Raw genomic sequence first — 12410 nt, 5'->3', positions numbered from 1 at the left:
TGCAGATCTCCGTCCTGTGAGGACGGTCAGGTCGAAAGATGCTGTTTGCTGGTGACGCAGTCCGGCTCACAGCTCCGTGGGGTGGTCTGTGAAGCGCCGCGATCGGTGTCATTGGCGGGGGAGTCGGCCGCATTCTGCGGTTCGCACAGATCTTGTTCCTGTCCTCGACCTTCCGTGAAGACGAGTCGGTGTCGTGCAGCGGAGGCCCCGGCACTATCGCCACCGAGCTTGCTGCCACCGACGAACGCATCGTCATCACGTGTTGGCAGTGGCGGTACGGGTGGCCTGGTGCAGTACTACCAACTTGAGTCCCCGTAAGGGATTGGCGGCCGTCCACTCCATGGTGAGGCCTCGCCATCGCGCCACACGACACCACGTTCATCCGCCTACGGGAGCCGGAAGGCTTCGTGAGAGGCAGACTCGAAGGACGGTAGAGATGACCAGCGGAGGAGCTGACAGCATTCCCGTGCGGGTGGCACGCGGCGCCGCCCGGCTCGACTGTGCGCAGCCGGGATGGGCGATGCGCGTCGACGTCACCGTGCTTGACCTGCAGAGCACGACGGACGACCTGCTCGGACAGATCTTCGGCAGCCACTACAACGGCATCGACACACTTGGACTCACCAGGGAGGCCAGTCAAAGCCACGGCTTCTACGCGCACTGCGCGAGCGTGGATCACGGATGTAGCTGCGACGTCGAGTACGCCCGCCTCACAGCCGAGTGGGCGCGAGTCGTCACCAGCCGGCAGGCGGCTACTGCGGTCGACCGCCCATAGCTCTTGGCGTGGCTATCTCGTCGACCTTGCGCCACAACACCGAGCAAGCCTCGCTGCCGCGGTGCAACGTTGTGTTGTCACGGTTGGTGGAGTGACTTCGAGTGCGGGGTTCGGTGTGGCTCAGCCAACAGACTTCGACTCCGGTCTGCCGTGCGGCCGTGGCACGAACGCAGACGACCACGCCACATTGTCGCGGCTCCTGTGTGCTTCCGATCTCGCTCTGCTGCGGGCAAAACCCTCACGGCGTCCAGTGATGAGTTGGCCGGGCTCGCGTTCTACGAGAGCGATGTGGACGGCGCAGTGCCGGTCAACTTCAGGTCGATACAGCGCTCGGGGTTCCTGCGGATCGTCACCGAGCTTCTGTTCATCCGTCCGGTCGCCATGGACTGAAGGACACTCGCCAGTTCTCGCAACTCCTTCGTACGCAGCGGATTCGGCCGAGCCGAGTCCGCTTTCTCGCGCGACCACGCACTCGGCACGCCTGCGCCCGATCGACGTTCCCCCTCTATTCCAAGGAGAAATACCACGTGAGCACCAAGACCGACGACCGAGTCGACCAGCCTGTCGACGAAGGCACGTCCACGGCCGCGGCCGAGACAACGCCTGAAGCTCCTGGAGACTCCATCCAGGTGATCATGGAGCGGGACGGCTACGAGCTGCTCTTCGCCCACCCGCGTGCGCTGTACCTCGGCAAGGACGTCACGGAGAACACCAGGCAGACCGTCATCGAGGACGAGGTCTTCTCCAGCAGCGTCGAACAGTTCGGCGTCGACATCGTCATCGAAGCACGCCGTGACCACCACGGCCGCCTGGCCGTTCACGACGGCAAGATGCGCACCCTCGCCGCGCTCAAGGCTGGCCTGGACAAGTTGCTCGTGCTCGTGCGGCCGAGCAACGACGATGACGATGAGCGCGATGCCGTCAAGGCCAGGATCTTCAGCCAGCTGCGCATCAACGAGCGCCGCGCTGACATCACCACGGGCGACAAGATGGCCGCGCTTCATCAGCTCGTCCTGCTCGAGGTGACGCCTCAAGAGCTGGCCACGCAGCGGCACATGCCGCTGAAGGACGCGAAAAAGCTCCACACCGCGGTGCAGTCGAAAGCCGCAGTCCAGGCGTCCCAGAACAACGAGAACCTGACCCTCGACGACATGCTGCTGATCGCGGGTTTCGAAGCCGAGGTCGACCATGATCCCGAGGCTGTCGAGGCCCTCACCCAGACGGCACAGACCAACCGGTACGGCTTGAGGAACAAGGCATACGAGCTCATGCAGCAAAGGCGGGACGCCGATCTGCTTCGGCCGTTGCAGGCGAAGTTCGCCAAGAACAAGACTCCGATCGTGACGGCGATGGAGCTCGCGGCTGACAACGACTCCGCTGCTCTGACGGCGCTGCGTCCCAGCCCCGCTCACGAGCCCGGCACCGCCCTCACTCCTGCGGGGCACAAGAACTGCCCCGGAAACGTGGTGCTGATCGATTTCGAGGGGCACGGCGAGACCCGTAAGGCGGTTCCCGTGCACCTGTGCCGGGATTTCCAGGGGTATGGCCACGCCATGCTCGATGCCCCGAAGGGCGTGGCGGCTCTCAAACCGGTCGGCAAGATGACCCCGGAGGAACTGGCCGATCGACGACTGACGATCAAGTTCAACGGGGAATGGCCTCTCTCGATCGAGCCGCGCCAGGCCTGGATGGCGGAGAAGTTCCGCGAAGTGAAGTACCCGAAGGGCTTCCGGATCCACCGCCGGACCGCACAGCTCGCGGTCGTCGCCGGCTACGAGTTCAAGAGGGCCATCGAGCACTCTCACCCGCTGCTGAGGGAGTGCCTGGCCGGAGCCGCAACGAGCGGCGAAGGCGTGAAGCCGGCTCTGAGTCAGGACGCACTTCAGAAGCGGATCGACGGCGCGAGCGAGGAGCACGCCGCCATGCTCACTCTGGGACTTTGGGCGTTCGCGGTCGAGGCCAGGATCTCCAAGCAGAAGAGCCCGTGGAAGAACGCCGGTCCCGAGACGGTTCTGCTGATGACCATTCTCAAGGAGCTCGGCATGGGGCTCAGCCCCGTCGAGAACTACATCCTTGGGCTCGACGATGACGGCCGTCCACTCGACGGCACCGCTGGCACGGCCGACGTTGCCGAGCAGGTTGAGGCCTCCAACCCGGCGAGCTCGTCTGAGCCGGTAGCCGCCTAGCCAACGGGTAGGGGCCACCGCGTGGATGGCCCCTACCCGCCCGAGAGAAATGAGCCGGATCGTGAGCTCCCGGCAACTCGCGGCAGCGCGTGCTGCGGCAGCCCGAGGGTGGCCAGTTGTGCCGGCGGGAGTCGACAGCAAGGTCCCTCTGTTCGAGGGCTGGGATTCGGTGGCAACCACCAGCGAGGAAAAGATCTCAGTCTGGTGGGCGAGAGTCCCCTACAACATCGCCATTTCGTGCCGGGCAGCTGGGCTGGTCGTCCTCGACCTCGACGCCGCCCACGGCGAACTCCCACCCGCCCAATGGGCACGTCGGGGCGCTCGTCACGGGCGTGACGTGCTGAGGCTGCTTGCACACGACCTCGGCGAACCAGACCCAGTCCACACCTACCGCGTGTGGACCCCATCTGGAGGGGAGCACCGCTACTTCCAGGCTCCCCACGATGTCGCACTGCGCAACACGGTCGGGGCCCTCGGCTGGCACATCGACACGCGCGCCCAGCACGGCTGCATCATCGCGGCCGGGTCAGCCCTCCGAGTGGCGGGGAAACGGCGCCTGTATCGCCTCGCTCAACCTCTTCTGCCCGTCGCACCGCTACCCCTCTGGATTGTCACAGCGCTCACGCCGCCTCGAGCAGCCGATCTTCCTGCTCGCGCGTCCGGAGGCGTGATCTTGCCCGCACGCCGTGCGACCGCATACGCGGCGGCCGCGATACGCGGAGAAACCACGAAAGTGCGGGAGGCGAGGCCTGGAACCCGCGCTCACACGCTCTTCATCGCCGCGATCAAACTCGGGCAGATCGTCGGAGCTCGGTGGCTCGACGAGCAGGATGCCGTTGACGCACTGCTCATTGCCGCTTCGGGCCACGAAGGCGTGAACGGCTGGACATACGCAGAATCCCTGCACCACATCATGAACGGGATCGCACGCGGAATCCGGGAACCACGCGCAGTCCTCGACATCGCCTAGCTGCCACTCGTGCCGAGTTCACGACGCCTAAGGCGCGTACTTCGGCTGGCCGACCAGTGTCGGCGACCTCGACTCACTGGCGTGTGAGCACGTCTAGCTACGCGGTGGTCCACCTATCGCCTGGTACGTAAAGACAAACCCGCGCTCTCTCGTCCAGAAGCGCTGGAGCGTCACGACCTCCGCGATCGCACACCCTAGTCCGTTTCGCGCATCGGCCCTTGACCCGCGTTGACCGACAAGTGGTTCGCGGGAGGGCCCGGCCGGAGGTAACCATGTACGGTCTGCCAAGCCCCAGCATCGGCGAATTCGGTGCTGTGCCACCTGCTTTCGGTGACTATGTCGTCTACGAGGGAAGTGTCCTCGAAGCGTGGGGTCGTTACCGAGTCGTCGAGATCACCGAAAGCCCGTCGGGAGATCGCTACTCGCTCTCCGCCTACCAGGACGACTTCGTGGTGCTGCGGCGCGTCAGTCGCCGCTCGATCGCCACGATCCCCTTCGGATACGTCCATCGCGTGCTCAATCCGGTGGAGCGCATCGAGGCCGTACTCCGACGATGCGCCGAGGAAGGCATCAAGATCGACATCGCAGATGACGAACAGCTGTCGACACACGTGCTGAGCCTGCTGGCAGGCAACCGCCACGTCGAAGCTGACGCCTGCCTGCTGCGCGCCGAGATGGCCAGCGGAATTCTGACCGCTCCCGCCTTCCGCTACCGCATCGGGCAGCTTCGCATCCGCGGCAACGACGAGTCGTACCTGACGAGCGACTCCACACACATCACCACCTCAGCAACCTGTGACGGCACATTGCCCGGCGTTTCACCCGGCTGACGGCTCCCAGAACGCCTGCGAGCAGGTCGCGCCCCACACCTGCGGAGCTGCAGAGGACCTTCTCACTCAGCAACGAGAAACCGTTTCACGACAGGGCTTTGTGGCGTCACGGACGCAATGACCGGGCGCCACCTGCCGGGTGTGCCGCGCAGCCCCCCGCCTCCTGCCCCCAAGGCGGGTGCGGGCGCGCGGCACACCCACCTCAACTCCTCAACAGAAGGCGATAGGACACCTTGTGGCCGGCTACATCCACCCGTTTGACGACCCGGACATCCCCGCGAACCCCAACCCGCGCGTGTGGGTGTTCTACAGCCGCGGCGAAGCCTACGACGCGGTGCAGTCACACGAAGACATCCACGACGGCGACATCCTCTACGTCCCACCCGCACGCGTGATCGGCATCGCCACGTCTGCGTGGCCGTGCGCCTACACGCCACTGCCTGCCGGAACCGAGACCGACGATCTGCACACCCTGGCGGCCGGCCACACCTGGGAACAGTTCGCCCACGGCCGATACATGAACGCCGTCACCCGGATCCGCAACCCGACTGACGCCGACCTCGACACCTACGCCGACAACCTGGGTTGGCGATGGGAAGACGTTCCCCACGCCCTGGCCTACCAGTATCGCGCCGACGAGTTCTGCATGGGCTGTGTGCGTGCGGTAGCTGGGCTGGTGCCTGCCAGCGACGATCTGCGGCGCCTGCACCACGCGGCCTGGCACTACGAGGCCGCGCTGCGCGGCATCGATCTCAGCGACGAGTCCAACTACGACTCAGCCGATTTCCCCGAACCTCTTAAGGTCCCGGCGAACCTCCAGCACGAGCAGGACGAGGAGGAGTCCGTACCGCTGAAGCCCCGCGTTTGCGGGAACTGCGCCACTCCGCTGACGCTCAACGGCCCGCCCAGCTGAATCCGGCTGGCCCACCTCAATCGCCTTCTGCGAGGAGAACCTCATGCCCGTGGAGAGCGGGACAGCGGACGAGGCCGGTCACAAGATCGGTGACGTCTGCCTGACGTACATCGATGACTCGATCTATATCGAGATCACCAAGCTGGCATCGGACCGGTACGAGTTGGGCTGGTCCGACCAAGTGGCAAACGAGTGGTTCGAAGAACTTCCGTCTCTGCCGATGGCCGTGGTGCGCATGGCAGCGATCCTGCAGTGCGGAGAGCACAGCTGGGACCGCGGCACGGTGGACCTCGAAGAGTTCACACCCGCCGCGACGAAGTTGCTCGACTTCGCCACTTCAGGCTGGGAGACCCACAAGAACCAAACGACAATCCACACTGGAGAGACACTCTTACCGATCGACACCACCGCGTCGTCGGATCTGAAGTCGGCGCAATGACCGCACCCAGCGATCCAGGACTGAACGGCCCGGAGCAGACAGGTGCCGAGCACACGTCGGCAGCTTCTTCCGTTCACAACGTCTACGCGGTGCGGCTGCACCACGACCGCGGCACCATCACGTTCACTGTCGGACTCGCTAGCTCTCCGCGCTCGGCGGTGGACCTGGTTCTCGCGGCCGAGCATGCGCCGCGCGCTGCGGTGAAATGGGTAAGGCTTCAACCCCGATGTGACTACTGCACCAACCTCGCCACGCGCTACGCGCGTGATAGTGGCGACGACACCCCTTGTGCTGGGACTGCGCCCGCACACAGCACGGCGGCACTGCCAGGGCAGCACGCGAAGCCACCGGCAAGCTGGGCATCAGTCGGTACATCGAGATCCCTGAAGACAGCTGGGCCACTCCACCGCAGCAACGGAGCACCACCGACTCCTGAGGGGCGCCGTGCCTGAGCCATGCGACGTGCCTTCATCACGCACCGGCACGGGACGGCCCGCACCCGCGTTCAGGAGAAGTCGATGAACGACAACATGATCCGTCTGCCTGGCCATCCGATTCTCGGCGTAGGCGATCTCGTCCACTACGACGCCTCGTTCGCCGCGACCTGCCCGTCAAGATCGTCGGACTCATGCCGACGCACGAGCACGGGCGCGACGTCATCAAAGTTCAGCTCATGACCACCTTTTCGGTTGGCTCGCAATTGCTTCGAACCCCGTGAGCTCATCACGGCCGAGCCGACGAACGTACTGCCACGCACGGGCTGGCGAACACTCAGCAGCCCGTTCCACAAGCGACACGCCCTCGGGCGGTGTCTTGCCTGGGAGGCCTGCTCATCGTGTGGGCGCGAATCGCGCCAGCCGAAAGGTGGAACTCCTCCACACCAACCGTTGAGTGCCAGGCCCCGCCGTTGACGGGCGTGGTCCGCCTGGACGACATCCTCGGTCGGCTGTACCTCGACGTCATCTGGACGGGAGCACCACCTGGACCATCCGCTAGGGGCAGGGACGGCGTGGCATGCCTGCGCACCTCCGCTCGGCACACCGATCAGGAAGACAGATGAGCGTCCACTTCCTATCGACAGCAACCAGACAGGCCCTGGAGCGCAAGTATCCCGGCTACGGCCTCGTCGACCAGATGACCCGCGAGTTCTACCGGCGCGACGCGATCGTCCGAGTCCCGTTCACGGTTGGCGAGTGGACAGACTTCACGAACGAGGTATGGGATACCCACGGCGACATCAACCTCGGCGAGCGCGTACAGGTCCTCGCCTTCGCCAACGTCGGACTCCGCGCGATCGCGGCCATCGTCGCGGTCATCAGCCCACGCACTCGCGAACCGATCATCAAACACGGTGTGGGCCTCGGACACCTGATTCTGCCCGCAGTCTCGCCGGGCGCACGGCGCATGTACGTGGACTACGCGAGCGATCCGAGGGTCGCAAGCCGGCACAACCGTCGCCCCACCGCCCAGCACGAACGAACCTCAGACCTGTCCGGACCGCGAGGCGATGTCGAACTCCGCTTCGTCCCTCCTCGCATGCCGGAGGAATGACCAGCGCCACCCCGCTGCCAGCTGCACGCGGTGCACGATCAAACTCCGCCACGAGCCGATCGCATCGTCTCCGCTGAGCCGCTGTCGGCACCCACGCGAAGTCGATCCGCGCTACCTGCCCAGCTCGTCGCATCAAGCCGCCAGTGGGCCACGCCCACTCCCCAAGCCGCCGCGCTTCTGAACCGACTCATCCAGCACTACAAAGGAGATCTTCCATGCCTGAAAACCTCTTCCTGCAGATCGGCGACCTTTGCGGTGTGCCCCGAGACGTCGGACACCCTGACCGGTTCGAGGTCAAGTTCATCCTTGGTTTCAACAACGACCGCCGCTTCAGCAAGGACACCGGTCGCTGGGACGACGGAACCGCGACCTTCCTGGATGTCGTCTGCTCCGGCACGCTCGCCAAGAACGTGTTGGAGAGCGACTGGACCACCGGCCTGAAGATCATGGTCTACGGCCACCTGACCAACAACGACTCGTTCGACCACGAGATCGGCAAGACCATCCCAGCGTTCACGTTCAAGGCGATCCACGCTGGGCCGAGCGCGCGGCGCGGTCCGGTCACAGCGATCAGGGAGCGGAAAGCTCGTCACGAACCAGTCCGCGCCGGCGACATGTTCCCTCAGGTCGCCCGAGCTCTTGAAGAGATGCAGCGGCGGCGCACCGAGCCTGCCGTCGAGACGCCGGCCGCGGCGTGAACCACCGACTGCGAATCGACCGAGACACGACTCGCAACGATCAACACGAGCCTCCTGGCGCAGAGTTCGACGCCGCCATGCCTCGGCTACACAGGGGCATGGCGACCGCCCTCCGTGAAGCAACGGACCTGCGCTGTGTTCCTCCGCCCTGAGCTGACTGGAAGTCCAATGAGCTACCGCACATCTCCCAGCCGCACCTTCCAACTAAGGCTCGCCAACGGCCGCCTGCTGTACGTCGCTCCCGTGATCGCCGGCCGGGTCCGAGGAGTTGACGCTGACGGCGACGTTCTCGTGTGCGACGAGGACATCAAGCGTGCCGACGGCACCGAACGCCTTGTTCCGCTGACGCCTTGCTGCCACGCCACGGGAAAGGGCGCTTCCTATTCCGAGACCAACGTCGCCTGCCGGCACTGCTGCCAGGACGTCGGCCCCAAGTACGGAACAGATGGCCATCTGGCAGTTGGTCTCGCCGCGACCGTCGCTTCGGTGTCCGTGGAACGCCAGCCGGGCGAAGTTCTCACCTTCAGCGCTACGGCGACCGACGGTCCCACCTCACTGGCTCTGGTTGGAAGTAGTGGCAGCACGAACGAGCTGCGCGAGCGGTTGTGGGCGGCGACAGCCAATTCTGGCCTCCCTGTCATCCATCGCAGCATCACGGTGCGCGTCGACCCACACCGGAAGCTTCCTCCTGTCACGTCGGCGGCCATCGCCGTGGCCGCTATCGCGGCTGCGGCAGGAATCTCGACGCGGCGGATCACCGATACTGCCGTGATCGGCGACGTGAGCCTCGACGGCGGCCTCCGCACAACGGGCGACATCTACGCCGCAGTCCGGGCAGCCCGCGCCCACGGCATCAGCCGGGTCATCGTGCCGGCGACGTGCCTTGAGGAGATCGTTGAACTGGATGACCTCGAAGTGCTTGGTGCTCATCGCCTGGCAGAGATTGCCGAGTGGCTGCGTGGCGACGACAACGCGCTCCACAATCTCACTTCGGACAAGCCGAACTCTCCGACACGTTCCGTGCCGGATCAGGAGTGAGGCCTCAGCTCTTGGCTGAGCGATGAGTCGCTGACACGCGCTGGGAGCCGTACAAGGCTACGGAACTCTGCGAACACACGGGATGGGTGTGCTGGCGGCTTAGGCACGAGGCCCACCGCCCGAGGACGGAACCGCGACAGTCAGCCGCCAGCACGGTGCTTCAGCGCCGGAGGCACACCATGCCTGATTTGCTGAAGACCTTCACACCCTACCGTTCGTGGATCTGAGGTGTGGAGCACTGTCGACCTTGCGCCTGGCGTTGCGCGTGATGCTCCTGCGAGGCATGACCGCGAGAGTCGCGGTGAGCGTGACCACGAATGCGCCGCACGTCGCGGGCCTGGTCGCGACGACCAGACGAGTAAGTACGTCGGCCGGGAGAGCTGGACCAGCCCCTGTTCTTGTCGGAGCAACACAGCGCACCAGGGGGTTGCCGAATGGCGAGCAGGACCATCCGCAGGCTTCCTCAGGCCAAACGAGCAACCCAAGCCCCGTGGGCGCCGGCGACCGCACGTGAGCGGTACGCCATCGAGAGCAGGCGCCAGCGCCAGAACGCGAGAGAGATAGCGAACGGTGAGAGGTGCGGGACCTGCGGGTTTCCGAGTGACATGCCGAACTGCCCCGACTGCCTGGCTGGAACCTGAGCCGCGGACACGAGGACTAGCAGCCTTTATGTCGCAGAATCTGAAGCGGCAGCGTTCCCTCGATAGCTTAGGTCGCCATAATCAGCAGTTCCGAAAACTGTGGCTGATTCCGAAATTCGACTCACCTACGGAAGTGATGAAAGGGGCGGCGCATTGTATGGGTCGGTGACGGCCTGTCAATTAGCCTGTCCAATGATTTTTTGGCGCCCGAATGGCGCGGGGCCCCTACCGCCACGCAATTCGGGCGCCAAAAAATCACCGGCCAAAGATGGCGAATTGACAGACCGCCACCGACCCGCGGTCAGGAAGACAAGGGCAGGCCCCTGGCCTGCCCTTTCGTGGCGCGCCGCCCCTTCCATCACTTCCTCTGCGTGGCACTGAGAAAGAAAAAGAGTTCAAAGAATTACTCTTTCGGCCGCGAAAGGCTTGCATTGCAGCCCTATTCTTTATAGGATCGAAGTGCAAGAAAACGCCGGGGACCGCGACCCCCGGCGGCCGGAAAACACCACCAAAGGTTGAGTCTCATGACGAATGAAACGTCTGTTTCGGAAATGTTGGAAGATATTGACCTGCTCCTCGACCTTGGCGGAATGGCCGAGGCACGCGAGCTGGCTGCACAGATTCTTGACACCGCAGACCCCGAAACCCTTGAGGTACTCGCTCACATCGCCTGGGTTCGTGAGAACAACACCAAGACCGTCAACGCCCGGATGCGGGACGCTTGGAAGCGCAGCACCTTGGAGCACCGCGAACTCATCGAGACGTGCGTCGTCCTGTACGTCGATCCGATCACCCCGCCCGTTGACGAAGCAACTCCGGCCGAGCCCGAGGTCCTGCGCGCCGACGTGCACATTCCCACCACCCGAGCCGAAGCGCCGGAGTTGCGCACGAGCTACCGCAGGGACGTCGTCGAGTTCAGCCCCGTCCGCCGGAAGGTCGACCCGGCCGCCCGCATCGCCCGCAGGACCAAGAAGCAGATCCGAACGGCCATCAAGTGCGCCAAGACTGTCCACCGCTACCAGTGGAGCCGCGCCGGTGTCGACGACCAGCCTCCGATCGAGGACAGGCCGTTCAACTACGAGAACGACTACGACGAGACGGCCGTTCCCGCGCTACAAGGGCTCGCGTGCGTCCACTGCTGGCAGGAACGCAGCGCAAAGGACAACCGCCACCACACCGATGGACTCTGCGACCGGTGCCGCAGCCTTGGCCGCCCAGGGCTCCCTTCCCTGCCCGCCACCGCGTGGCGAGACGAAATCATCGCCGCCAGGTGCAAGTTCATCGCCACGACTTTCCCGCGCTCGACCGCACTGGCCATCCTCCGCAAGGAAGCCGACGCCTACAGCCCGGCCGACCAGTGGGACATGAAGCGGCTGGTGCACAACAACTTCGGTTGGAACGACGAATCGAAGAGGTTCGAAGTGCGGGAGACGCACTACGCAATGGCCGCCTAGGCCGCACAGCCACACACCGGGGATGCACAGCCCGACAAGGAGGTGCATCCCCGGTGGGCGCCGCGCGCGAAGCCGGGGTGCGCCGGGCATCGAGCCCGACACACCCCGAGCGAAGGCTGCCGCCCTCGCACACCCGCCGCCTGCGGCGAAATGGACCGCCTGCGGCGGCGCACCTCACGCGACCTCGGCCCACAGCCCGCTGACACCAGCGCGACAACCACCTCCGCGCATCCCCAGGGCCAGGAGTCAACTCGGCACCCGCGCCTGGGAACTTGCCTAACCCAACTCATCGTCGGGCGGTTCGGACACAGTGGCTGGTGTCCCCAGAGCGCCAACCACATTCAGGTCACCCCGAACATCAGTGCGGACCTCGGGGGAATCTCTGGATGCTCGCGGGCTTGACGCCCGCGCATCCTCAACATGATCGAGCGCCTGGTCCTCGGTGTCTCGCGCCCGACGAGCCCACCTTCGTAACGAGGCGACCTGGATACCGGTGTGCCGATGAAGCTCCGCATCCCGGAACGTCGCACCGATGGCACTGAGCTCGGCGCCACTCAACGCCTCGACCACCGCCCGTCCTGCAGCCAGTTCCTTCGCATCCAGCTTCGCGTCCTCAGCCGCAAGATCTCGCTCCAGCTGATCGCGCAACGCCTGCTTGCGACGTTCGACGTCCTCCAGCTCCTTCACGGCCGCCGCCGCTGCCGCCGCGATCGTCAACACCGCCCGCTCGCGCAGCTTCCGTCGCTGCCGCTCCTCTGCGCGAACCTCATCTCTGATCTGTGCAGCCGTCTTCACGTCAACCCCTCCTGAGTGGACGGACCCCCTCCATGGACGCTAATGCACACGCACATTCCAGCGCTCGACCAACCTGCCTCACCAGGTCAACCGACGCACAGCAGCTGACAACCCCAGGAA

The 12410-nt window shown here is 65.0% G+C and carries 12 protein-coding genes; 11 read left to right on the top strand and 1 reads right to left on the bottom strand.

Features of this window, described 5'->3' with window-relative positions:
- The first annotated feature begins 436 nt into the window (after positions 1-436).
- The 11 genes from SK854_RS00480 (at position 437) to SK854_RS00430 (ending at position 11495) form a co-directional block, all read left to right on the top strand.
- Positions 437-775 (top strand): hypothetical protein, encoded by a 339-nt coding sequence (locus SK854_RS00480; RefSeq protein WP_319972932.1) that lies wholly within the window; start codon positions 437-439, stop codon positions 773-775.
- Between the two features lie 258 nt (positions 776-1033).
- Positions 1034-1165, top strand: coding sequence for a hypothetical protein (locus SK854_RS00475; protein WP_319972931.1), 132 nt, complete (start codon positions 1034-1036; stop codon positions 1163-1165).
- A 137-nt stretch (positions 1166-1302) separates the two neighbouring features.
- Complete coding sequence (locus SK854_RS00470; protein ID WP_319972930.1) at positions 1303-2961, top strand: hypothetical protein; 1659 nt, start codon at positions 1303-1305, stop codon at positions 2959-2961.
- A 25-nt stretch (positions 2962-2986) separates the two neighbouring features.
- Positions 2987-3931, top strand: coding sequence for a bifunctional DNA primase/polymerase (locus tag SK854_RS00465; protein WP_319972929.1), 945 nt, complete (start codon positions 2987-2989; stop codon positions 3929-3931).
- Between the two features lie 272 nt (positions 3932-4203).
- Positions 4204-4761, top strand: coding sequence for a hypothetical protein (locus SK854_RS00460; RefSeq protein ID WP_319972928.1), 558 nt, complete (start codon positions 4204-4206; stop codon positions 4759-4761).
- Positions 4762-4996: 235 nt separating this feature from the next.
- A complete protein-coding gene (locus SK854_RS00455) occupies positions 4997-5674 on the top strand; it encodes a hypothetical protein (RefSeq protein ID WP_319972927.1) in 678 nt (225 codons plus the stop codon).
- A gap of 43 nt (positions 5675-5717) precedes the next feature.
- Positions 5718-6113, top strand: coding sequence for a hypothetical protein (locus SK854_RS00450; protein WP_319972926.1), 396 nt, complete (start codon positions 5718-5720; stop codon positions 6111-6113).
- Positions 6114-7169: 1056 nt separating this feature from the next.
- On the top strand, positions 7170-7664 hold the full coding sequence (locus SK854_RS00445; RefSeq protein WP_319972925.1) for a hypothetical protein: 495 nt from the start codon (positions 7170-7172) through the stop codon (positions 7662-7664).
- Between the two features lie 215 nt (positions 7665-7879).
- Complete coding sequence (locus tag SK854_RS00440) at positions 7880-8362, top strand: single stranded DNA-binding domain-containing protein (protein ID WP_030477440.1); 483 nt, start codon at positions 7880-7882, stop codon at positions 8360-8362.
- 168 nt (positions 8363-8530) lie between these two features.
- Positions 8531-9400, top strand: a complete 870-nt coding sequence (locus SK854_RS00435; protein WP_319972924.1) for a magnesium chelatase domain-containing protein — start codon at positions 8531-8533, stop codon at positions 9398-9400.
- A gap of 1231 nt (positions 9401-10631) precedes the next feature.
- Positions 10632-11495: a hypothetical protein gene (locus SK854_RS00430; protein ID WP_319972923.1), complete on the top strand. Its 864-nt coding sequence runs from the start codon at positions 10632-10634 to the stop codon at positions 11493-11495.
- Between the two features lie 276 nt (positions 11496-11771).
- On the opposite strand, the gene SK854_RS00425 is transcribed toward SK854_RS00430, so the two are convergent.
- A complete protein-coding gene (locus SK854_RS00425; RefSeq protein WP_319972922.1) occupies positions 11772-12290 on the bottom strand; it encodes a hypothetical protein in 519 nt (172 codons plus the stop codon).
- Positions 12291-12410: the final 120 nt, after the last annotated feature.

The sequence above is a fragment of the Lentzea sokolovensis genome (assembly GCF_033949975.1).
Classification (GTDB): Bacteria; Actinomycetota; Actinomycetes; order Mycobacteriales; family Pseudonocardiaceae; genus Lentzea; species Lentzea sokolovensis.
Note: the sequence above shows the minus strand (reverse complement) of the source record. Positions and strands in the feature narration are given on the sequence as shown.

Bases quoted from the DNA above. Each gene is read 5' to 3' on its own strand.
- SK854_RS00465 (WP_319972929.1), top strand. From the start codon at position 2,987: ATGGCCCCTACCCGCCCGAGAGAAATGAGCCGGATCGTGAGCTCCCGG.
- SK854_RS00440 (WP_030477440.1), top strand. From the start codon at position 7,880: ATGCCTGAAAACCTCTTCCTGCAGATCGGCGACCTTTGCGGTGTGCCC.
- SK854_RS00450 (WP_319972926.1), top strand. From the start codon at position 5,718: ATGCCCGTGGAGAGCGGGACAGCGGACGAGGCCGGTCACAAGATCGGT.
- SK854_RS00480 (WP_319972932.1), top strand. From the start codon at position 437: ATGACCAGCGGAGGAGCTGACAGCATTCCCGTGCGGGTGGCACGCGGC.
- SK854_RS00460 (WP_319972928.1), top strand. From the start codon at position 4,204: ATGTACGGTCTGCCAAGCCCCAGCATCGGCGAATTCGGTGCTGTGCCA.
- SK854_RS00435 (WP_319972924.1), top strand. From the start codon at position 8,531: ATGAGCTACCGCACATCTCCCAGCCGCACCTTCCAACTAAGGCTCGCC.
- SK854_RS00445 (WP_319972925.1), top strand. From the start codon at position 7,170: ATGAGCGTCCACTTCCTATCGACAGCAACCAGACAGGCCCTGGAGCGC.
- SK854_RS00430 (WP_319972923.1), top strand. From the start codon at position 10,632: ATGGCCGAGGCACGCGAGCTGGCTGCACAGATTCTTGACACCGCAGAC.